The sequence below is a fragment of the Vibrio sp. 99-8-1 genome (assembly GCF_013114595.1).
Taxonomy (GTDB): Bacteria; Pseudomonadota; Gammaproteobacteria; order Enterobacterales; family Vibrionaceae; genus Vibrio.
Window position 1 is genome coordinate 18,569 of the sequence record NZ_VTXE01000034.1, and the last position, 23,307, is coordinate 41,875.

22 protein-coding genes are annotated in these 23,307 nt (G+C 41.7%); 17 read left to right on the forward strand and 5 right to left on the reverse strand.

Translation table 11 applies throughout. The features are described 5' to 3' along the window. Position 1 precedes the first annotated feature (1 nt). The 6 genes from F0227_RS17300 to F0227_RS17325 all read left to right on the forward strand — a co-directional run bounded on the left by F0227_RS17300 (position 2) and on the right by F0227_RS17325 (position 6,080). Entirely contained in the window at positions 2 to 556 is a 555-nt protein-coding gene (locus F0227_RS17300) for a TRAP transporter small permease subunit (RefSeq protein ID WP_171754529.1), read from the forward strand. Further along, positions 549 to 1,871, forward strand: a complete 1,323-nt coding sequence (locus tag F0227_RS17305; protein WP_171754497.1) for a TRAP transporter large permease subunit — start codon at positions 549 to 551, stop codon at positions 1,869 to 1,871. The genes F0227_RS17300 and F0227_RS17305 overlap by 8 nt, the downstream gene beginning before the upstream one ends. A 28-nt stretch (positions 1,872 to 1,899) precedes the next feature. Next, entirely contained in the window at positions 1,900 to 2,382 is a 483-nt protein-coding gene (locus F0227_RS17310) for a gluconokinase (protein WP_171754498.1), read from the forward strand. 76 nt (positions 2,383 to 2,458) lie between these two features. After that, entirely contained in the window at positions 2,459 to 4,270 is a 1,812-nt protein-coding gene (edd, locus tag F0227_RS17315; protein WP_171754499.1) for a phosphogluconate dehydratase, read from the forward strand. 65 nt (positions 4,271 to 4,335) lie between these two features. After that, positions 4,336 to 4,974 carry a bifunctional 4-hydroxy-2-oxoglutarate aldolase/2-dehydro-3-deoxy-phosphogluconate aldolase gene (locus tag F0227_RS17320; protein WP_171754500.1) on the forward strand — a complete coding sequence of 213 codons (639 nt, stop codon included), beginning with the start codon at positions 4,336 to 4,338 and terminating at the stop codon, positions 4,972 to 4,974. A 98-nt stretch (positions 4,975 to 5,072) separates the two neighbouring features. Beyond that, entirely contained in the window at positions 5,073 to 6,080 is a 1,008-nt protein-coding gene (locus tag F0227_RS17325) for a substrate-binding domain-containing protein (RefSeq protein WP_171754501.1), read from the forward strand. A 139-nt stretch (positions 6,081 to 6,219) separates the two neighbouring features. Here F0227_RS17325 and F0227_RS17330 read toward each other — a convergent pair whose 3' ends face one another. The 5 genes from F0227_RS17330 to dnaA all read right to left on the reverse strand — a co-directional run bounded on the left by F0227_RS17330 (position 6,220) and on the right by dnaA (position 13,132). Next, positions 6,220 to 6,657, reverse strand: coding sequence for an Hsp20 family protein (locus F0227_RS17330; RefSeq protein ID WP_171754502.1), 438 nt, complete (start codon positions 6,655 to 6,657; stop codon positions 6,220 to 6,222). Between the two features lie 404 nt (positions 6,658 to 7,061). Next, a complete protein-coding gene (gyrB, locus tag F0227_RS17335) occupies positions 7,062 to 9,479 on the reverse strand; it encodes a DNA topoisomerase (ATP-hydrolyzing) subunit B (RefSeq protein ID WP_171754503.1) in 2,418 nt (805 codons plus the stop codon). A gap of 14 nt (positions 9,480 to 9,493) precedes the next feature. Continuing rightward, on the reverse strand, positions 9,494 to 10,588 hold the full coding sequence (gene recF / locus F0227_RS17340) for a DNA replication/repair protein RecF (RefSeq protein WP_171754504.1): 1,095 nt from the start codon (positions 10,586 to 10,588) through the stop codon (positions 9,494 to 9,496). Positions 10,589 to 10,597: 9 nt separating this feature from the next. Then, positions 10,598 to 11,698: a DNA polymerase III subunit beta gene (gene dnaN / locus F0227_RS17345; protein ID WP_171754505.1), complete on the reverse strand. Its 1,101-nt coding sequence runs from the start codon at positions 11,696 to 11,698 to the stop codon at positions 10,598 to 10,600. A gap of 33 nt (positions 11,699 to 11,731) precedes the next feature. Further along, positions 11,732 to 13,132 carry a chromosomal replication initiator protein DnaA gene (gene dnaA, locus F0227_RS17350; protein WP_171754506.1) on the reverse strand — a complete coding sequence of 467 codons (1,401 nt, stop codon included), beginning with the start codon at positions 13,130 to 13,132 and terminating at the stop codon, positions 11,732 to 11,734. A gap of 318 nt (positions 13,133 to 13,450) precedes the next feature. On the opposite strand from dnaA, the gene F0227_RS17355 reads away from it, so the two are divergent. From F0227_RS17355 to rsmG, 11 genes are all read left to right on the forward strand, one after another. Further along, on the forward strand, positions 13,451 to 14,206 hold the full coding sequence (locus F0227_RS17355; RefSeq protein ID WP_171754507.1) for an amino acid ABC transporter substrate-binding protein: 756 nt from the start codon (positions 13,451 to 13,453) through the stop codon (positions 14,204 to 14,206). 188 nt (positions 14,207 to 14,394) lie between these two features. Next, positions 14,395 to 15,066, forward strand: coding sequence for an amino acid ABC transporter permease (locus tag F0227_RS17360; protein WP_171754508.1), 672 nt, complete (start codon positions 14,395 to 14,397; stop codon positions 15,064 to 15,066). Further along, positions 15,063 to 15,797, forward strand: a complete 735-nt coding sequence (locus F0227_RS17365) for an amino acid ABC transporter ATP-binding protein (protein ID WP_171754509.1) — start codon at positions 15,063 to 15,065, stop codon at positions 15,795 to 15,797. The genes F0227_RS17360 and F0227_RS17365 overlap by 4 nt, the downstream gene beginning before the upstream one ends. A gap of 197 nt (positions 15,798 to 15,994) precedes the next feature. After that, the gene (gene rpmH, locus F0227_RS17370; protein WP_009600312.1) at positions 15,995 to 16,129 is read left to right on the forward strand and encodes a 50S ribosomal protein L34; all 135 of its coding nucleotides are present in this window, start codon (positions 15,995 to 15,997) and stop codon (positions 16,127 to 16,129) included. 12 nt (positions 16,130 to 16,141) lie between these two features. After that, positions 16,142 to 16,498, forward strand: coding sequence for a ribonuclease P protein component (gene rnpA / locus F0227_RS17375; RefSeq protein ID WP_171754510.1), 357 nt, complete (start codon positions 16,142 to 16,144; stop codon positions 16,496 to 16,498). Beyond that, positions 16,465 to 16,722 (forward strand): membrane protein insertion efficiency factor YidD, encoded by a 258-nt coding sequence (yidD, locus tag F0227_RS17380; RefSeq protein ID WP_171754511.1) that lies wholly within the window; start codon positions 16,465 to 16,467, stop codon positions 16,720 to 16,722. The genes rnpA and yidD overlap by 34 nt, the downstream gene beginning before the upstream one ends. A 2-nt stretch (positions 16,723 to 16,724) precedes the next feature. Then, a complete protein-coding gene (gene yidC, locus F0227_RS17385) occupies positions 16,725 to 18,344 on the forward strand; it encodes a membrane protein insertase YidC (protein WP_171754512.1) in 1,620 nt (539 codons plus the stop codon). 104 nt (positions 18,345 to 18,448) lie between these two features. Next, the gene (gene mnmE / locus F0227_RS17390; RefSeq protein ID WP_171754513.1) at positions 18,449 to 19,810 is read left to right on the forward strand and encodes a tRNA uridine-5-carboxymethylaminomethyl(34) synthesis GTPase MnmE; all 1,362 of its coding nucleotides are present in this window, start codon (positions 18,449 to 18,451) and stop codon (positions 19,808 to 19,810) included. 43 nt (positions 19,811 to 19,853) lie between these two features. Next, positions 19,854 to 20,291, forward strand: coding sequence for an FMN-binding protein MioC (mioC, locus tag F0227_RS17395; protein WP_171754514.1), 438 nt, complete (start codon positions 19,854 to 19,856; stop codon positions 20,289 to 20,291). A gap of 478 nt (positions 20,292 to 20,769) precedes the next feature. Beyond that, positions 20,770 to 22,662, forward strand: coding sequence for a tRNA uridine-5-carboxymethylaminomethyl(34) synthesis enzyme MnmG (mnmG, locus tag F0227_RS17400; RefSeq protein ID WP_171754515.1), 1,893 nt, complete (start codon positions 20,770 to 20,772; stop codon positions 22,660 to 22,662). Next, the gene (gene rsmG, locus F0227_RS17405) at positions 22,663 to 23,298 is read left to right on the forward strand and encodes a 16S rRNA (guanine(527)-N(7))-methyltransferase RsmG (RefSeq protein ID WP_171754516.1); all 636 of its coding nucleotides are present in this window, start codon (positions 22,663 to 22,665) and stop codon (positions 23,296 to 23,298) included. Positions 23,299 to 23,307: the final 9 nt, after the last annotated feature.

A 23,307-nucleotide genomic window follows, 5' to 3' on the forward strand; every position in this document is an offset into this window, starting at 1 on the left:
AATAATGAAAGAGCTTCCCGCAATACAAGAGAACGAGCAAATGCCCAAAAATAGGCTCGATAAAATCATAGATAAAACCAGTCAACTACTTAGCTTACTGTTTGTTTTTACCGTTATGATTTCGTTTTATGAAGTAGTGAGTCGCTACCTATTTAATGCCCCAACCATTTGGGTACATGAAACAGCTTCCTTTCTTGGCGGATCGTTATTCGTTATTGGTGGTAGTTATGCTTTAGCCACAGATAAACATGTGCGAGTAGTACTTATTTACGACTCGGTATCTCAGACAACACGTCACTATCTTAATATTTTTCATCATTTAGCAGGGTTACTGCTATCTGGACTACTTATTTATGCCGCTTATCAAATGGTCATTAATTCTTGGCTAACTCCGTGGGGAGACATTCATCTCGAAACATCTGGAACCGCTTGGAACCCTCCATTTCCAGCACTACTGAAAGGACTTATTTTCCTTACCGTTATCACAATGTTTATTCAGTTTACCCTGCACCTCATTAATGAAATCCAAGATCTAAGGAAGCATAAAGATGTTTGATTTATCTTCTATTGGCATAGCTTACGGTAGCCTATTAATGCTAGGCATGATGATTGCCTTACTGTTGACAGGCATGCAGTTGGCCTTTGTTACTGCATTAGTTGCCTTGCTATTCACTTTAGGTTGGTTTGGTGTGGATGCACTTCCCCTAGTAACCAGTAGAATATTCAGTTTTGTTAACGGCTATGTTTTCTTAGCTGTCCCCATGTTTGTTTTAATGGCTGCATTACTCGATCGATCCGGTATTGCTCGGGATCTGTTTGATGCGATGAAGAGTGTTGGACGCCGAGTTCGTGGTGGCGTAGCCGTTCAAACCCTTATTGTTGCTGTCGTACTCGCTTCCATGTCGGGAGTAATTGGCGGCGAAACCGTACTACTGGGTATTTTGGCATTACCACAAATGCTTCGCCTAGGTTACGACCGCAAACTGGCGATTGGCACAACTTGTGCTGGTGGCGCGCTAGGCACCATGCTTCCACCAAGTATTGTATTAATTATTTACGGCTTATCGGCTTCGGTTTCTATTGGTGATCTATTTAAAGCGGCCTTTATCCCAGCCTTTATTCTCGCCATGGCCTACGTCACTTATGTTCTCATTCGATGCAAAATCAATCCGGCCCTCGCTCCTCTTCCTTCAGAGGAAGAGTTGGCAGAAGATGCCAAAAACCAACCTAGCTATTTTAAAGCGCTGTTTTTTCCTCTTCTCTCAGTAGCGACAGTCTTGGGAAGTATCTACACCGGTATCGCCTCGGTAACAGAAGCTTCCGCTCTTGGTGTTGTTGGTATTGCCATAAGTGCCCCTATTCGTGGTGAGCTGAGTGTAACCATGGTCAAAGAGTCCGCTATTGCCACCATGCGCACCTGCGGAATGATTATGTGGATAGGCATAGGTGCATCAGCTCTTGTTGGTGTTTATAACCTGATGGGTGGCATCGACTTTGTTGAGCAGACCATTTTAGCCCTTAGTGGTGGTCATGCGATGGCAACATTAATGATTATGATGGCCATTCTATTTGTTCTTGGGATGTTCTTAGATTGGGTGGGTGTAGCATTACTTACTATGCCTATTTTTGTTCCCATCATTACCGGTTTGGGTATGGATCCTGTCTGGTTTGGCGTGGTTTTCTGTCTCAATATGCAAGTGGCATTCTTATCACCACCATTTGGCCCAGCGGCATTCTACCTTAAGTCTGTGGCACCAAAAGAGATCACTCTTGGAGAAATATTTACCTCATTATTGCCGTTTATTGCTCTGCAAATAATGGTCCTAAGTTTAGTTATCGCCTTCCCTCAGCTCGCACTGTGGTGGCAGTAAATTTACCCCTTACGTTGAGAATTAAATAATGAACAAATACATAGTCATGGGGGTTTCTGGGTGTGGCAAATCGTCGGTTGGTGCAGATTTAGCACATGCTCTGAATATTCCTTTTTATGATGGTGACGATTACCACAGCCCGGAAAATGTTACAAAGATGCAAAATGGTACCCCATTAACAGATGCTGATCGTCAATCTTGGTTAGAAACTCTTAATGGTATTGTTCGTCAGCAAAAACAGTTGGTACTCGCTTGTTCAGCACTTAAACCAGAATATCGAGCGACCTTAACAAAAGAGTGCAGCGATGTTCATTTTATCTACCTAAAAGGCGACTTCGATACCATATGGCAACGACATCAACAACGACAAGGCCACTACTTTAATGGCTCTGGTATGTTACTTAGCCAATTTGACACGTTAGTCGAACCAACCAGTGATGAAGCTTATATTATCGATATTGACCAGAGCCAGAGCGACGTGTTGTCGTCTATTTTATCCATGATCACTTAATAGTAAGTGATCACTCTGCATCTCCTTGTTAATGAATCAGAACCCGTCAATTTTTCCGAACAGTTGGTAAAGCGTGATGAATATACACCCACTAGTCGCCGACGTTGCAAGTACTATTATTCAACGCAGCCTCTCTAGCCGAAAAAAATACCTCGCAACCGTCAAGCAGCAGGCCGATAAAGGAAAACAACGAGCAAACCTATCCTGCGGGAATTTAGCCCATATGGTGGCAGCATCGTCACCAGATGATAAAAAGAACATTTTGGATTTTACCAAGGTCAACTTAGCTCTCGTGACGTCTTATAATGATATGGTAAGTGCTCACCAACCTTATAAAGCATACCCTGATATTATTAATAACGCGTTAGCTCAGTTGGGCCACACTGCACAAGTCGCGGGTGGCGTGCCGGCAATGTGTGACGGTATTACTCAAGGCAATGAAGGCATGGAACTGTCTCTCTTCTCTCGAGATCTCATCGCACAGTCTACTGCCCTATCACTAAGCCATAACACATTTGATGGCACACTTTTGCTTGGTGTCTGTGACAAAATCGCGCCGGGACAGTTGATGGGAGCCTTAGCTTTTGGTCACTTAGTAACGGCTTTTGTACCATCTGGCCCTATGGCGACAGGAATAAGTAACAAAGAAAAAGTCCGCACAAGGCAACAATATTTATCTGGAAAGGTGAATAAGCAAGCTCTTCAGCACATGGAGTGCCAAGCATACCACTCCGCAGGCACCTGTACTTTTTTCGGCACAGCCAACACCAACCAATTGGTGCTAGAAGCAATGGGGCTGATGTTACCCGGTTCAGCTTTTGTCCAATCCGAATCCCCATTAAGACAAGCGCTAACCGAAAAAATAGCCTTACATATTGCCGCCACCAGCTCAACAACCAACCACGATAAGTCGTTAGCAAATGTGGTTGATGAGAAGTCTGTCGTGAATGGACTTATTGCTTTGTTAGCCTCTGGGGGCAGCACAAACCACACCATCCACTTAATCGCTATCGCCAAAGCAGCAGGCTGGATCGTTACCTGGGATGATCTAGATAAATTATCAACCGTCGTACCACTACTAGTGAAAATGTACCCCAACGGCCCCGCCGATATTAATGCTTTTCAATCTGCGGGAGGTGTCCCTGCTCTACTCATGGCGTTAAAAGAGCGCAAGCTACTGTTTATGGATGCTAACCCTGTTTATGGAACAATGGATGACTACTTAACAAGCCCTTATCTAACCTGCGATAACCAACTGAAATTTAATACTCAATCTAAAAACCGTGATCCAGAGGTCATCTCTATATCTGGAGAGAGCTTTAGTCCACAAGGTGGGCTAAAAGTACTATCTGGTAATTTAGGTAGAGGAATTATGAAGGTGAGCGCCGTTTCCGTTCAACATCAGCATGTTCGGGCACCAGCCAAGGTATTTGATTGCCAACATGATGTAGAAAAAGCCTATAAAGCCGGAAAACTGGATCAAGACGCGGTTATTGTCGTGCGTTTTAATGGCCCTGCGTCCAATGGTATGCCTGAGCTTCATAAATTGATGCCGATACTCGCTAACCTCATGGACAGCGGATTTAACGTTGCGCTACTCACAGACGGGCGACTGTCAGGAGCGTCGGGAAAGGTTCCTGCCGTCATTCATATCACACCAGAAGCGGCAAGAGGTGGTCTTCTGGCGAAACTTCAAGATGGCGATGACATTGAACTAAACGGTATGACTGGCACAGTGAATGTTATTAACTCATTAGAGGGTCGCCTTACACCACAACCGACACATAATAACCCAGCATATGGTAGTGGGCGTGAGTTGTTCTCTATCTATAGAGATAATATCTCTAGTGCCGAGCAAGGCGCCTCGATTTTGTACTCCAACGATTAACTTTACATAATGGTAGAAAGCCGGTTAACCCGCTGTTTTCTCAATACAGTAACAAGGAAAAAATCATGACTTGGTCAACTCATCCTGAAACCATTTTTTCACTCTCAGCTATCATTCCCGTTATGGTGATTGAAAATGTTGAAGATGCGGTGCCTCTTGCTATGGCATTAAAAGAAGGTGGCATTAATGTCTTTGAAATAACCTTACGTACAGAAGCCGCATTAGCCGCCATCCAAGCGATCGCGACTGCCATGCCGGATGCCATGGTAGGAGCAGGAACCGTACTTACCCCGCAACAGTATGATGATGCCGTTGCTGCAGGAGCAAAGTTTGTCATATCTCCCGGAGCGCCGATAAGATTACTGCAACATGCCATGAAACAACCTGTCCCTTTGATTCCGGGGGTCAGTACAGCAACAGAAATCATGACCGCAATGGATCTAGGTTATTTTCAGTTGAAGTTTTTCCCTGCAGAAGCCAATGGAGGAGCCAAAGCCCTCAGTGCTATCTCTGCTCCGTTACCGCAAATTAGCTTTTGTCCTACTGGTGGTATAAACCTCTCAAACGTGAACAACTATCTTGCCCTCTCTTGCGTGAAAACAGTCGGCGGAACTTGGATGATACCTAACGATGCCATTATCAATAAGCAATGGCAGCGTATTACTCAGCTAACAAAAGAGGCTGTTGAGATCGCATCTTGTTAATAAATCAAGATAATGTACTCTTTTAGCATTAACTTAAATTAAAGATTGGAATACCATGTAGTCGAGTTAGCGATAACAACAAGATTACCAGCAGTGATATGACAACAAAAAAACAACGCCCAACGTTACAAAACATTGCCGATCAAGTTGGTGTTACCAAGATGACGGTAAGCCGTTACTTACGTGACCCAAACAAAGTATCGCAATCTGTTGGTATTAAAATAGCCAAGGCTGTAGAAGAGCTTGGTTATGTGCCCAATCGAGCTCCAGATATTCTCTCTAAAGCCAAGAGCTACTCTATCGGAGTTCTGGTTCCTTCTTTGACGAACCAAGTATTCAGTGAAACATTACGCGGCATAGAATCCGTTATAGAGCCTCAAGGCTATCAAGCCATGTTGGCTCACTACGGCTACAGTAAAAACGTCGAAGAAAAACGTATAGAAACATTACTCTCTTATAATGTCGATGGCATGATTCTATCGGAAAGCTACCATACCGAGCGCTCTAAACGAATGCTTAAAGCCACCGGAATCCCAATGGTGGAAATTATGGATTCTGCTTCCCCTCCGCTACAACAAGCGGTTGGGTTTGACAACACCAAAGCCAGTGCATCCATCACTCAGTTGCTCATTGAAAAAGGCCGTAAGCGGATAGTTTATCTTGCCGCTAGAATGGATGAGCGAACCAAACAGAAAATAACAGGCTATCAGCAAGCGATGCAGCAAGCGGGACTTGAACCTTTAGTCGTCAGCACCAAAGATGCCTCATCTTATACTGTCGGGTCCGATCTGACTCAAATAGCCAAACAGAAATATCCCGATTTAGATGGTATCTACTGCACCAACGATGACTTAGCGATCGGAGCTCTGTTTGAGTGTTTACGTCAGGGTATCGAAGTACCAAAAGATATCTCTGTTGTCGGCTTTCATGGCCACAATATTACTTCGGTGGTCAGCCCAACGCTGGCGACAGTCATCACTCCCAGAGAGAAGATTGGTGTTATTGCCGCACAATGTTTGCTAGAGCGAATCACTCATCCAGAAAAAGCCATTACTCAACCTGTAATAGAGTTAGAAACCGAGATTTTTGCCGGAGAGAGTCTGTAATGTAGTTAACTTCCACTCGACAATAGTCTCAACTAACTACAATGTTGAACGGCTTACAATGAAAAAGAGCGCCTACTTAATCAGTAAAGCGCTCTTTTCTGTTTATCACTTGTGAAAAGTGATGCTGTTTATACCAAAGCTATTTGCCTTCGATTAAACTATTTCCATTAATGGCTATTTTGCGTGGTTTCATCGCTTCAGGGATCTCTCTTTCTAAATCAACATGAAGCAAGCCATTTTCCATGGTGGCACCAACCACTTTTACATAGTCAGCCAGTTGGTATTTTCTTTCGAAATCTCTCTCTGCAATACCTTGATAAACATAATTTTTGTTCTCTTCTGGTTTACGCTCTCCATGAACAATCAACATATTCTCTTTCTGAGTGATATCAATTTGCTGTTCGGTAAATCCTGCTACCGCCATTGTAATACGGTAGTTATTTTCGTCTTTCTGCTCGATATTGTATGGAGGGTAACCATTAGAGGTGTTTTTTGCTGCACCCGCTTCCATCATGTCAAATAGACGATCAAAGCCGATAGCGTTGCGGTATAGTGGTGTGAAATCTACAGTTCTCATAATTCTATCCTATTTATTAGCAATAGCCTTAACAGCACTTCATTAGATAGAAGTGTTTAAGGAAGTTAGATCAATTCATTCCTGTTTGGACATGATTGTCTAATTGCGGTATCAAATTGTGTGCTCCCCAATATGGGCGAGCGGTTTAGAGACCCTATTGGCATCTCTTCATAACTAGATATATGGATGATGCTAATCAGTTTCAAGCGATAAACTCAATTTATTTCCAAATCCGCAAATCCCAGACACAAAAAACACCACCCGAAGGCAGTGTTTATAAATATTATTTTAGGTTATCTAGATGAAGCTAGTTTGGCTTAGTTCAAAGAAGAAGCGCGCAGTTTACAAACGTAAATGAGCACTTCTGATGCCGAAATAAGTCAAAATAGCAAAGTATAGATAAACTAAACGTCTAGGTTAGCTACTTTCAAGGCATTCTCTTCGATGAAATGCCTACGAGGCTCAACCTGATCACCCATCAATGTAGTAAACAGCTGATCTGCGCCTACTGCATCTTCAATGGTAACTTGCATCATACGACGTGTTTCTGGGTCCATTGTGGTTTCCCATAACTGATCTGGGTTCATCTCACCTAGACCTTTGTATCGCTGCAAGCTTAATCCACGGCGCGACTCTTTAATTAACCAATTAAGAGCATCAACAAAGTTGTCAACTGGCTGAGTACGCTCACCACGTTTGATATAAGCACCCTCTTCTATTAGTCCACTCAGTGCTTCAGCAAGGTCTGCTAATTTACTGTACTCTTTAGAAGCTAGAAGATCTAAAGTAATAACAAACTCATGTGTTACACCATGGGTACGAACAACCACTTTAGCCAAGTTTACATTCAGCTCTTGATGGTTTTCTACTTCCAGACTGTACTGGCTTGCACCCACTTCTTTTGCATTAAGCTGATTAATCAGCTGAGTTCCCCACGCTTCCACAGCAGATGAGTCTTGACACATTTCAGCCGTCAATCGTGGCATATAAGCAAACTCATGAACAAGAGCACGTGGATAACGACGGGTCATACGATCCACCAGCTTCATACCACTATTATATTGCATCACGAGCTGTTCTAGCGCTTCACCAGCAATGGCTGGTGCATCAGCATTAACATGAAGTTCTGCATTATCAAGAGCAAGAGAGACTTGGTATAGATCCATCGCTTCTTCATCTTTGATGTACTGCTCTTGTTTACCCTTTTTAATTTTATAAAGAGGTGGTTGAGCAATATAGATGTAACCACGTTCAATAAGCTCTGGCATTTGACGATAGAAGAAAGTCAAAAGAAGAGTACGGATGTGAGAACCATCCACATCGGCATCGGTCATGATGATGATGTTGTGATAACGCAATTTATCTGGGTTGTATTCGTCACGACCAATACCACAACCTAATGCTGTAATAAGTGTTGCAACTTCTTGTGAAGAGAGCATTTTATCAAAACGTGCTTTCTCAACATTTAGAATTTTACCTTTTAGTGGCAAAATCGCTTGGTTTTTACGGTTACGCCCCTGCTTGGCCGATCCGCCAGCAGAGTCCCCTTCCACAATATAGAGTTCAGATAGTGCAGGATCTTTTTCCTGACAGTCAGCCAATTTACCCGGTAAACCCGCTAGATCTAATGCGCCTTTACGTCGTGTCATTTCTCTCGCTTTACGAGCAGCATCACGAGCACGAGCAGCATCAATAATCTTAGTACAAACAATTTTGGCTTCACCTGGGTTTTCAATTAAGAATTCCGACAGTTTTTCACCCATCGCAGACTCAACCGCTGATTTCACTTCAGATGAAACCAATTTGTCTTTCGTCTGACTTGAGAACTTAGGATCCGGCACTTTTACCGAAACAATCGCAGTTAAGCCTTCACGAGCATCATCACCTGATGTTGCTGTTTTGGCTTTTTTGGAGAAACCTTCTTTATCCATAAAGCTGTTTAAAGTACGAGTTAGTGCCGCACGGAATCCAGCTAGGTGAGTACCACCATCCCTTTGTGGGATGTTATTGGTAAAGCAGTAAATGTTCTCTTGATAACCATCATTCCACTGCATGGCCACTTCAACAGAAATGCCATCTTCACGTTCAAAATCAAAGTGGAATACTTTCTGGATAATAGGTGTTTTATTGGTATTGAGATAATCAACAAACGCTTGAGTACCACCTTCGTAAACGAAGTGGTCCATCTTATCTTCTTCACGTTCATCAATCAGTTTGATAGAAACGCCAGAGTTAAGGAAAGAGAGTTCACGTAGACGCTTCGCTAAAATGTCGTAGTGAAATTCAATGTTAGTAAAGGTCTCTTCACTAGGCCAAAAACGAATAACGGTACCCGTTTTGTCCGTTTTACCAGTAGCAGATAGAGGGGCTTGTGGTTCACCATGAGCATAACTTTGTTCATGGATTTCGCCCGCACGATTAATGGTAAGGTCTACTCTTTTAGACAGAGCATTAACAACAGATACGCCAACGCCGTGAAGTCCGCCTGATACTTTATAAGAGTTATCATCAAACTTACCACCTGCGTGTAACACCGTCATAATAACTTCTGCAGCAGAAACGCCCTCTTCAGGGTGCATCTCAGTAGGAATACCACGACCATCATCACTTACAGATACAGAGTTATCCTCGTGAATGGTTACGATGATGTCATTACAATGTCCTGCTAACGCTTCATCAATTGAGTTATCCACTACTTCGAAAACCATATGATGAAGACCTGTGCCATCATCAGTGTCGCCGATATACATCCCTGGACGCTTACGTACCGCATCCAAACCTTTCAGTACTTTAATACTCGATGAATCGTAATTTTCTGCCATGAGTTACTCTCTCATTAATTATCATTACTTTGATATTGCTCTATCTTGCCATGTTCCACATGAAACATCCTGCCATTTTCATCTTGCATATCAGCAATTTGATTAGCAGTAATAGAGCTTACAAAAACCTGAGCCCCCGTCTCTTTTAAGCATTCTGCTAAACGCTTTCGACGTTGACTGTCTAACTCTGAAGCAAAGTCATCAATTAAATAGATGCATTGCTTTCCAGTCACTTCTGTTAAATGTTGTCCCTGTGCAACTCGAAGCGCACACATCATTAACTTCAACTGACCTCGTGATAACACGTCTTCTACTGGCGTATTATTCACTTTTATCCGCAAATCAGCTTTATTTGGCCCGCTAAAGGTATAACCCAGCAGCTGATCTCGTTCGAAATTTCTTTGAAGAATATCGGAGTATGGCGTCTCTTTTTCCCATCCACGATAATACTTTAATTGAATATCAAATTCTGGCAAAAAACTGCGACAAATTACTTCTGCCACACTTTTTAACTGCTCTACATAGCTAAATCGCCAATTATCAATTTTTTCCGCTAATTGAGCTAACTCTTGATCCCAATAACTGAGTTCTTGATAATTTTTTGCGCTTTTTAACAGTGCATTTCTCTGTTTAGACAAACGCTTTAAACGTCCCCATGCATCATAAAAACCAGACTGAGTATGAAACACTCCCCAATCAATAAATGCTCTACGATGCTTAGGTCCGTCGGTAATTAACTCAAATCCTTCAGGATGAATCAGTTGCAAAGGTAATACTTGCGCTAACTGAGCCAATTTTTGTCCAGATTGACCGCCTATTTTAACCTCTGTTGACCCATCACGCTGCTTATTTATACCTATTGGTAGTTCAAAACCATCAGAGTTTAGATATCGGCCATGAACAAACAGCTCATTCACCTCATTCTGTATCACTCTTCCTGTCAAAGCACTTTTAAATGAACGACCATGTCCCAACAGATAAATTGCCTCTAACAGGCTTGTCTTTCCACTGCCGTTAACCCCAATAAGAAAATTAAAGCCTGCAGACAACTCAATATCACAGGCTTCTATATTTCTAAATTGTTTTACTACTAAGCGCTTTAAAGGCATTTGTTATCATTATAAACGAATTGGCATGACCACATACATAGCGGAATCATCATCAGCATTTTCGATCAATGCACTGGCATTAGCATCAGACATTGAAATACGCACTTTATCGCATCGTAAGGTATTTAGAACATCCAATACGTAGCTCACATTAAAGCCAATTTCTAGATCATCCCCTTGAAAAGAGACATCTAACACTTCCTCTGCTTCTTCTTGCTCTGGGTTGTTAGCGGTAATACGCATTTCAGTATCGGCTAAGTTAACTCTAACCCCTCTAAACTTTTCATTAGAAAGAATCGCAGCACGAGAAAAACACTGTCTTAATTCATCACAACCCGCTTCTAACGTCTTATTACTGCTTTGTGGCATCACACGGCGATAATCCGGGAAACGACCATCAACTAGCTTAGAGGTGAAAGTGAAGTTGTTTACTTCCGCTCGAACATTTGACTGACCAATCTGCAAGGTTACGCTATTCTCTGGCGCATCCAGTAACTTAACCAGCTCTTGAACACCTTTTCGAGGTACGATGATCTGTTGCTGAGTAAAATCAGCACCTAACGTCGTTTGCGCGACAGCCATTCTATGCCCATCCGTTGCAACGGATCGTAATGTTGTTCCTTCAACTTCAAACAACATACCATTCAAATAGTACCTAACATCTTGATTGGCCATAGAAAACTGAGTTTTATCGACCAAGGCTCGAAGCTCAGCTTGGGAGAGAGTAATCTCTACTTCACTTTGCCAATCTTCGATATTTGGAAAATCTGCAGCAGGTAAGGTGGCCAGTGAGAAACGACTACGGCCAGAACGAAGTTGAACACGCTCACCATCTGATGAAAAGGAGATAACAGCGTCGTCAGGTAAACCTCGGCATATATCTAAAAATTTACGTGATGGAACGGTAATACTGCCAGCTTCAAAATCGCCTTCTAAAGCTATATGAGCAACTAACTCAACTTCTAGATCGGTTGCGGTCATATAAAGGGTATTGTTTTCGACTTTTAACAGTAGGTTACCCAAAATCGGTAACGTTGGACGTCCGCCTAGTGCACCAGACACTTGTTGTAACGGTTTAATCAGATGATTACGTTCAATGGTAAATTTCATATCTATCTCTTATATCTCAAGCAACAGCCGCATTTATGATGAAAGTGTTCTAATTAAATTCGAATAATCTTCTTTGATATCATGACTCTCTTCACGAAGTTGCTCTATTTTTCTGCATGCATGTAACACTGTTGTATGGTCTCTTCCGCCAAAGGCATCACCAATTTCTGGCAAACTATGGTTGGTCAGCTCTTTTGCTAATGCCATCGCCAATTGACGAGGACGAGCAACCGAACGAGAACGTCGCTTAGATAAAAGGTCAGCGACTTTTATTTTATAATACTCAGCTACTGTTTTCTGAATATTATCAATAGTAACCAATTTTTCTTGCAGGGCGAGCAAGTCTCTTAATGCTTCTCGAACAAAATCGATAGTGATAGGTCGGCCAGTGAAGTTAGCATTGGCGATAACCCTATTCAGCGCCCCTTCCAATTCACGGACATTAGAGCGCAATCGCTTAGCAATAAAGAAAGCAACCTCATCCGCCAAATGAATTTGATGGTCTTCCGCTTTTTTCATCAAAATAGCCACGCGAGTCTCTAACTCAGGTGGTTCAATTGCTACCGTTAATCCCCAACCAAAGCGAGATTTAAGACGATCTTCTACACCGTTTATCTCTTTTGGATAACGGTCAGAAGTTAAAATAATCTGTTGATTGCCTTCAAGTAAGGCATTAAAGGTGTGGAAAAACTCTTCTTGCGAACGCTCTTTATTGGCGAAAAACTGAATGTCATCGATAAGCAGTGCATCGACGCTTCGATAATAACGCTTAAACTCTTCAATAGCATTGTTCTGTAAGGCTTTAACCATATCTTGAACAAATCGTTCTGAGTGCATATAAACCACTTTTGCGTCTGGTTTATTATCCACAATGGCGTTGCCTACCGCATGAAGCAAGTGAGTTTTACCTAAACCGGTACCACCATATAAAAACAGTGGGTTATAAGCAGTACCTGGATTGTCTGATACTTGTTTCGCTGCCGCTAAACCAAGCTGGTTCGATTTACCTTCAACAAAGTTATTAAACTTATGTTTATAGTTCACGTTAGAGCGATGATTGATTTCAACCATTTCAGATTCATCATCCCATGTTTTGTGAACGGGTTTTCGAGCCTGAAGTTGAGCCGGAGCAGAAGATTCTGCCGCAACATCTGCAGCAGTTTTTTTCACCACGGGTGCGGCGGAAACAGGTTTGCTTCCAATCTCAAATCTTAAGTGAGGTATGTCTGTGCCACAAAACTCTTTTAGCATGCGATTAATATTGTTCAGGTAACGATCACGTACCCAATCAAGAACAAATCGATTCGGAGCAAAAAGAGTCAGTGTATTATCATTAAGTTCCGCTTGTAACGGCCTTACCCACATACTGAATTCTGTCGCTGATAGTTCTTCTTGAAGCTGTTGCATGCACTGCAACCATAGCGAAGATGACACGGTGACCCCACTGTTCTATTTTTGAGTTAGAAAAGAAGATCGATTTTACTCTTTGTCAGGCGAGATCACCAGTAAATGATCGAGGATCCAGTGAATAAGATCGAAGTTATTCACATTTATCCCGAATCTATACCCTAGATCAGCCATTTTTTCCCCAACAAATGGACAAAAATATCAACAAAAGTAAGATCTTTATAACTTATCCCCAGATCTACGGGCCTACTCATTCGGTTATGTCTAATAACAACTAGTTATTTTATTTAGGCTAAATATAAGTCGTATTATCCATTCATCCAATAAGTGACGGAATTTTACAAAATGAAAAACTGGTTAAAGATATTATTAGCGACAGTTGCACTATCAAGTGCATCAATTCAGGCAACATATGCTGCTACAGATGTAAAAGTAGGAATGTCTGGTCGATACTACCCATTTACCTTTGTTGAAAAAGACAAGCTACAAGGTTTTGAAGTTGACCTTTGGGATGAAATTGGCCGCAGAAATGACTATAACGTGGAATATGTCACGGCAAACTTTTCAGGTCTATTTGGTTTATTGGAAACAGGACGCATTGATACTATTTCCAACCAAATAACAATTACCGATGTACGAAAAGCAAAATATCTATTTGCTGACCCATATGTCATCGACGGTGCTCAAATCGCCGTTCGCAAAGGGAACACATCCATCAAAGGTATTGAAGACCTAAATGGAAAAACCGTTGCAGTAAACCTAGGCTCTAACTTTGAACAGTTACTTCGTGACTACGACAAAGATAACAAAATCAATATCAAAACTTATGATACTGGTATTGAACATGATGTTGCTCTAGGTCGTTCTGATGCTTTTGTTATGGACAGACTATCGGTACTAGAACTGATTAAGAAAACTGGACTGCCATTACAATTAGCAGGTCAACCTTTCGACACTATTCAAAATGCATGGCCATTTGTGAACAATGACAAAGGTATTGCGCTACAAAAAGAAGTCAATAGTGCGCTAGCCGCAATGAGAGCGGACGGTACGCTAGCTAAAATATCAAACAAATGGTTTGATGCCGATATCACTAAGTAACCGTTAAGTTCTTTAATGCTTCTCCTTTCTACTCAGGCAAGGAGAAGCCATTGAGAGTTACCTATAAATGTCATTACTTATAACGGCCACTGTTTGTAACTGCGATTGTCTATAACACCCCATGTCTGTAACTGTTAATGTCGTGACCACTCATTGTTTGTGAGCACCATAAAAATCCCGGAATAGTGATGAATTTTGATTTTCAATATATGTTTGAGTTGCTGCCAATACTGTTTAAGTATCTCGGCACCACAATGGAAATGGCGATCTTTGGGCTATTTTTTGCTTTGATCATTTCGGTGGTTATTGCCAATATTCGTGTATTCAAAATTCCAGTACTAGATCAACTGAGTCAGTTATACATTAGCTTCTTCCGTGGAACACCTTTATTGGTTCAGTTATTCCTGCTCTATTACGGTTTACCTCAAGTGTTTCCGATATTAGTCGGGTTAGATGCTTTTTCCGCTGCCGTCATCGGCCTTACTCTGCACTTTGCCGCTTATATGGCAGAAAGTATTCGAGCTGCCATCATTGGTATTGATAGAAGCCAGATGGAAGCAAGTTTGTCGGTTGGAATGACCACTAGCCAAGCGATGCAGCGAATTATTTTGCCTCAGGCAACACGCGTGGCTCTGCCTTCATTGATGAACTACTTTATCGATATGATTAAGTCGACATCACTGGCATTTACTCTTGGTGTGGCAGAAATAATGGCGAAAGCACAGATGGAAGCCTCTTCTAGCTTTAAGTTTTTTGAAGCCTTCTTAGCCGTGGCACTTATCTACTGGGGAGTGGTAGTGATATTAACCCGTGTTCAGATTTGGGCTGAAGCGAAACTAAACAGGGCATACCAAAGATGATAAAACTCGACAATATTCATAAGAAATTTGGCAACACCGAAGTTCTCTCTGGTATCGATATAGAGATTAAACAAGGTGAAATCATCGTTGTTATTGGTTCTAGCGGAACAGGAAAATCCACACTATTACGCTGTGTAAATTTTCTGGAGCATGCAGACAAAGGCACGATTACCATTGATGATGTGTCTGTTGATAGCGAGCATCATACTAAAAATGATGTTTTGGCGTTAAGACGTAAAACGGGGTTTGTTTTTCAAAATTACGCCCTTTTTGCCCACCTTACCGCGAAACAGAACATTGCCGAAGGGCTCATTACTGTTCGAGGATGGAAAAAAGCGCAAGCTTACCAGAAGTCTCAACAGATATTAGATGACATCGGATTGGGAGATAAAGCAGAAAGTTATCCATCGGCACTTTCTGGTGGCCAGCAGCAACGTGTCGGTATCGGACGGGCAATGGCACTACAACCAGAACTATTGCTATTTGATGAGCCAACTTCAGCACTTGACCCTGAGTGGGTAGGTGAAGTTTTGAGTCTAATGAAGCAGTTAGCAACACGTCATCAAACAATGATGGTTGTGACTCATGAGATGCAATTTGCTAAAGAAGTGGCAGATCGAGTGATATTTATGGCGGAAGGAAAAATCGTCGAGCAAGGTTCTCCACAAGATATCTTTGATAATCCACAGGATGCTAAGCTTAAAAAATTCCTAAATCAGGTCGGGATCTAATAAAGATCCTTGCGATTTAGTTCACACTACGTATAATCCGTCGACCGGAATTATTCGCTTGGTTTGGACTAACAGTTATTGACTCTTGGTGAGCCAGTGATTACAATTCCGCCTCTTTGTTGAGAGGCGTCGGATGTTAAGTCCCACGCCGGGTTTAACAGAAACCTATAAACTACTGATCAGTAAAAGGTATTAACATGAAACGCACTTTTCAACCTTCAGTTCTAAAGCGCAAGCGTTCACACGGTTTCCGTGCACGCATGGCAACTAAGAACGGTCGTAAAGTAATTAATGCACGTCGTGCTAAAGGCCGTGCGCGCCTTTCAAAATAATTCGCGATTATTTTGAGTACGTACGCGTTCAATCGGGAGTTACGTTTGTTAACTCCCGAGCATTATCAAAAAGTATTTAAGAAAGCACACAGTGCTGGCTCTCCCCATTTCACTATCATTGCCCGTAATAATTCTCTTTCACACCCTAGACTAGGCTTAGCTGTTCCAAAAAAACAGATTAAAACTGCTGTAGGTCGCAATCGCTTTAAACGCTTAGCTCGCCAAAGCTTTAGAATGAAACAACACGATTTGCCACAAAAAGATTTTGTTGTTATTGCAAAAAAGAGCGCTCAAGACTTAAGCAATGAAGAAATATTAAAATTATTTGATAAATTATGGCATCGCCTTTCTCGCCCTTATCGTGGTTAGCTATAGGATTGATTTATATATATAAGTTGGTGATAAGCCCGCTTATAGGTCCTCGCTGCCGCTTTACTCCTACCTGCTCAACCTATGCTTTAGAAGCAATAAAAATGCACGGTTTTGTAAAAGGGTGTTGGTTATCTGGCAAACGTCTATTAAAATGCCATCCTTTGAATGAAGGGGGTTTTGACCCCGTTCCACCAATCCAAGACAAAGACAGAGATAAATAACGATGGACTCACAACGTAATATCCTGCTCCTTGCACTGGTTTTGGTTTCTTTTTTACTGTATCAACAGTGGAATATTGAAAAGAATCCAGCACCACAGCAAGTAGTACAGGCACAAAATGGCAGCACTCTACCTGCACCATCTACTGCTAATGAACTTGACCCAGCGCCTGCGCAGCAAGCTTCTGCCAAACTGATCAAAGTGACAACAGACGTATTAAATCTGTCTATTGATACCATTGGTGGTGATATAACATCAGCAGACCTTGTTCAGTACTCTGACGAGCTTGACTCTGCAGACCCATTCCAAATTCTAAAAAACCAACCTGGGCATGTTTATATTGCACAAAGTGGTTTAATTGGACCTCAAGGTATCGATTTAAGCAGCACAAGTCGTCCTAGTTATAGCGTTTCATCAGATGCATTCACATTAGCTGAAGGCCAAGATGAGTTACGTATCCCTATGACTTATTCTGCCAATGGCATTGAATACATCAAAACGTTTGTTTTTAAACGTGGTCAGTACGACATTGATGTGGAATATACCGTTAATAACCAATCTGGTAGCAACGCGACTGTAGGTATGTATTCTCACCTACGTCAAAATGTTATGGACGCTGGTGGTAGCTTAACTATGCCAACATACCGTGGTGGAGCATATTCAACTCAAGATGTACGTTATAAAAAGTACAGCTTTGAAGATATGCAAGATCGCAATCTCTCGTTGAATCTTACTGACGGACAAGGTTGGGTTGGCATGCTGCAACACTACTTTGCATCTGCATGGATTCCTCGTGAAGCACCAGGTTCAACTATTTATACTCGCGTGATTGGTAACCTAGCCGATATCGGTGTGCGTATGCCAAATAAAACCGTGGCTACCGGTGACCAAGCGGCGTTTAAAGCAACGCTTTGGGTTGGTCCAAAACTACAGAACGAAATGGCAGCTGTCGCTCCAAACCTTGATCTAGTAGTAGATTACGGTTGGTTATGGTTTATTGCTAAGCCATTGCACTGGTTACTCTCTATGATTCAGGGCGTAGTGGTGAACTGGGGTCTTTCTATTATTATCCTTACGTTTATTGTTCGTGGTGCTATGTACCCACTAACAAAAGCGCAATATACCTCTATGGCAAAAATGCGTATGTTGCAGCCTAAACTGGCAGCGATGCGTGAGCGAATCGGTGATGATCGCCAGCGTATGAGCCAAGAAATGATGGAGCTGTATAAGAAAGAGAAAGTAAACCCATTAGGTGGTTGTTTACCTATCTTCCTACAGATGCCTATTTTCATTGCCCTATATTGGTCATTAATGGAATCTGTTGAACTGCGTCACTCACCATTCTTTGGATGGATCACTGACCTTTCCGCTCAAGACCCATACTACATTCTGCCTCTATTAATGGGTGCAAGTATGTTTATGATTCAGAAAATGAGCCCAACAACAGTGTCAGATCCAATGCAGCAGAAGATCATGACGTTTATGCCGATCATGTTCACTGGTTTCTTCCTGTTCTTCCCATCCGGTCTAGTTCTTTACTGGTTGGTATCGAATATTGTTACTCTGATCCAGCAAACCCTAATTTATAGGAATCTGGAGAAGAAAGGCTTACATTCGAAGTAGCACAGAATTAAAGATAAAAGAAAGGCGGCCAAAAGGTCGCCTTTTTTGTTTTGGCTGATTACAATTCAGGTAATTTTCTACTCTATAGCCTAATAGGTAAAAACATGTCTACAGACACTATTGTTGCTCAAGCTACCGCTCCCGGACGAGGAGGCGTTGGCATTATAAGAGTATCTGGCCCAAAAGCAGCACAAGTGGCATTAGAAGTAACAGGGAAAACCCTTAAAGCACGCTATGCTGAGTATTTGCCCTTTAAATCAGAAGATGGCAGCGAGCTAGATCAAGGCATTGCACTCTATTTTCCAAATCCACACTCTTTTACCGGCGAAGATGTCGTAGAATTTCAGGGACATGGCGGCCCTGTTGTGATGGATATGCTAATAAAGCGGATTTTAACCATTAGTGGTGTCCGTTCTGCACGTCCCGGAGAGTTCTCAGAAAGAGCCTTTTTAAATGACAAAATGGATCTTACTCAAGCGGAAGCAATAGCCGATCTTATTGATGCCAGTTCTGAAGAAGCCGCAAAATCTGCCCTACACTCTCTACAAGGTCAATTTTCCAATAAAATTAACCAGCTAGTAGATTCGCTAATTCACTTACGAATATATGTTGAAGCCGCCATCGATTTTCCAGAAGAGGAAATCGATTTTCTTGCGGATGGAAAAGTAAGTACCGATCTACAGACAATAATTGATAACCTTGATGCGGTTCGACAGCAAGCGAGTCAAGGGGCCATTATGCGCGAAGGGATGAAAGTCGTTATCGCTGGCAGACCTAATGCGGGAAAATCAAGCTTGTTAAATGCGTTATCAGGCAAGGACTCAGCCATTGTCACAGATATAGCGGGTACAACTAGGGATGTACTACGAGAGCATATCCATATTGATGGTATGCCATTACATATCATTGATACAGCCGGGCTTAGAGAGGCGTTAGATGAAGTTGAGAAAATTGGTATAGATAGAGCATGGGAAGAGATCGCTCAAGCAGACCGTGTATTATTTATGGTTGATGGAACAACGACAGATGCCACGGATCCTAAAGACATTTGGCCCGACTTTATCGATAATTTGCCTGAAAATATCGGTATGACGGTGATCCGAAACAAGGTAGATAAAACCAAAGAAGATCTGGGCATTTGCCATGTTAACGATCCAACACTTATCAAGTTATCCGCTAAAACAGGTGATGGCGTTGATGCTCTGCGTGCCCATTTAAAAGAGTGCATGGGCTTTTCTGGCGAAAGCGAAGGCAGCTTTATGGCAAGACGACGACACCTTGACTCTCTAGAACGAGCCAGCGAGCACCTATTAATAGGCCAGCAACAACTTGAAGGTTATATGGCTGGAGAAATATTGGCAGAAGAGCTAAGAATTACACAGCAACACTTAAACGAGATAACGGGAGAATTTAGTTCTGACGATCTTTTAGGGCGTATATTCTCTTCTTTTTGTATAGGAAAATAGGGCTAACAATGACTCTTTTCCCTATTAGTTAATAGGACCTTTTATGATTCAAATTATAACTGGCAGTACCTTAGGAGGCGCAGAATATGTTGGCGACCACCTAAGTGAAATGCTAGAAAAACAAGGCTTAGCGTCGGTTATCCATAATAATCCTAACTTTGATGACATTGATAATAGCGGTATCTGGTTAGTGATTACTTCTACCCATGGAGCAGGCGAGTATCCTGAAAATATACGACCATGGATTCAACAGTTACAAGAGACACCACCAAAAATGGATCAAGTCAAATATGCGATCATAGCCATTGGAGACTCCAGTTATGATACTTTTTGTGCTGCGGGTAAACACGCATATGATCTATTAAAAGATATAGGTGCTACGCCACTCACTGACTGTTTTACCATTGATGTACTAGCAGAACCGATACCTGAAGACCCCGCAGAAAAATGGTTAACGGAAAACCTAAAAAGTTTCCAATAACATACTTAAAGGGTTACGTTTATCGTAACCCTTTATTTTATAAGCACTTTTTAACATCAATCTCATTTAATCTACAGTTATTCACGTTTTAATCAACCAAGTTATACCTAATGTGTATAAAATGATGTTATCCAGTGATCAACCTATAGTTATCCCAATAATAACTTTCCTTAGATCCAAGCCTTGTGGATAACTAGCCATTTTGATCCCAGCTAATCCTCTGTTAGATCATAGTAAGATCACAGTAATTGATCGTTTCAATGATATTGATCTTATTGATCATTTTCCCCTTATCCACATGATCGTGCCTCTCTAATAATAGATCTAATAAAAGATCTCTATATAAGATCTTATATATATTAAGCTTTTAGCTTTACGTTAAAAATTGGTGAAATCCATTTTCAGCAAAGGACAAAGAAGGTAGAATAGCGCTCCTTTTTTATTTTCCTCAAATAGCTTGTTTACCTAAGGTCGCTCCATGCTTTATCACGAAAAATTTGATGTCATTGTTATCGGTGGTGGTCACGCTGGTACAGAAGCAGCACTTGCGTCAGCAAGAACAGGTCAAAAGACCTTATTGCTCACTCATAACATTGATACATTAGGACAGATGTCTTGTAACCCCGCGATTGGCGGAATAGGTAAAGGGCATTTAGTCAAAGAAGTGGATGCATTGGGTGGTGCAATGGCCCAAGCCATTGACAAAGCAGGTATTCAATTTAGAACGTTGAATGCTTCCAAAGGACCAGCCGTTCGAGCAACACGAGCTCAAGCAGATCGATTATTATATAAATCGGCTATTCGTCAGCTATTGGAAAATACTGACAATTTAACGCTATTCCAACAATCTGCCGACGATCTTATTGTTGAACATGATCAAGTGGTGGGTGTTATTACCCAAATGGGCCTCAAATTCCACGCGAGAGCCGTTGTATTAACGGTAGGAACCTTCCTTGGTGGAAAGATCCATATAGGAATGGAAAGTTCGTCAGGAGGCCGCGCAGGCGATCCTCCTTCTATCGCGCTTGCGAATAGATTGCGTGAATTACCACTTAGAGTCGATCGTTTAAAAACAGGAACGCCACCAAGAATTGATGCAAATAGCGTCGATTTTTCGCAGCTAGAAGTTCAACATGGTGATGATCCTACTCCGGTATTCTCGTTTTTAGGTCAACGTAGTGATCACCCAAAACAGATCCCTTGTTATATTACTCATACCAATGAGAAAACTCATGATGTTATTCGGGCCAATTTAGATCGAAGCCCTATGTATGCAGGGGTAATTGAAGGTATAGGTCCTCGATATTGCCCATCGATTGAAGATAAAGTGATGCGTTTTGCGGATAAGAACAGCCATCAGATCTTTATTGAACCTGAAGGGTTAACCTCGACAGAACTTTATCCTAATGGCATATCAACAAGTTTGCCTTTTGATGTTCAGGTTAAAATTGTCCAGTCAATGAAAGGGCTAGAAAATGCTCACATTATGAGACCAGGATACGCCATAGAGTACGATTTCTTCGATCCACGAGATCTTAAAAAGAGCTATGAGAGTAAGTTTATTCAAGGTCTGTTTTTTGCTGGACAGATAAATGGCACCACAGGATATGAAGAAGCAGCTGCTCAAGGACTAATGGCTGGTCTTAATGCCAGTTTGTATAGCCAAGAAAAAGAGAGCTGGAGCCCTCGTCGAGATCAAGCTTATATGGGGGTTCTTATTGATGATTTATCAACAATGGGAACCAAAGAACCGTATCGTATGTTCACCTCCAGAGCAGAGTATCGTCTGCTACTTAGAGAAGATAATGCTGATTTGCGATTAACTGAAAAAGGCCGAGAGCTTGGCTTAGTGGATGATCTACGTTGGGCGCGTTTTAATGAAAAAGTAAACAATATTGAGCTTGAGCGTCAACGTCTAAAAGATACTTGGATGAATCCGAAGTCAGAAGGCATTGAAAAACTAAATGCTGTACTTAAAAGCCCTATGTCACGAGAAGCAAGTGGTGAAGATCTACTGCGAAGACCCGAGATGACTTATCAACAACTGACTACGTTAAATGCTTTCGCACCTGCTATTGAGGATCAACAAGCGGCAGAACAAGTTGAAATACAAGTTAAATATGAAGGGTATATTCAGCGTCAAAAAGATGAGATAGAAAAATCATTAAGACATGAAAACACCAAACTTCCAGTCACGTTAGATTATTCTCAGGTTCAAGGCTTATCTAACGAAGTTGTCGCCAAGTTAAGTGAAGCTAAACCTGAATCCATTGGTGTCGCATCTAGAATTTCCGGTATCACACCTGCTGCTATCTCTATTTTGCTGGTTTATTTGAAAAAACAGGGCATGTTGAAAAAGGGAGATGAATAAGTGGATTCACTCAATCAAAAACTGACTTCACTGATCCAACAGACGGAGCTCACCCCTAGCCAAAAACAGTGTGAGCAGTTGGTAGGTTATGTGCAAATGTTGGATAAGTGGAATAAAGCGTACAACCTGACATCGGTTCGTAATCCAATGGATATGCTTGTTAAACATATTATGGATAGTATTGTTGTAAGTCCTCACTTACGCGGAGAACGATTTATTGATGTCGGTACAGGGCCGGGGCTTCCTGGAATTCCCTTAGCGATAATGAATCCGGATAAACAGTTTTATTTGCTGGATAGTCTAGGTAAAAGAATTCGTTTTATTAAGCAAGTGATACACGAACTTGGAATAGAAAACGTGACAACGGTGCAAAGTCGAGTAGAAGAGTTTCAGCCAGATGAAAAATTTGATGTGGTGCTAAGTCGTGCATTTGCGTCGATGACAGATATGGTGGAATGGTGTCATCATTTACCAAAACGAGATGTAGGTTGTTTTTTTGCACTTAAAGGTCAACTCGCAGATGATGAATTAACACTGCTACCAAAGTGGTGTAATGTGATCGAAATCAAAGCTTTGAAAGTTCCTGAGCTAGAAGGTGAACGACATCTTGTAGTCTTAGCTAATCGAGAAAAATAGAGAGGTTAC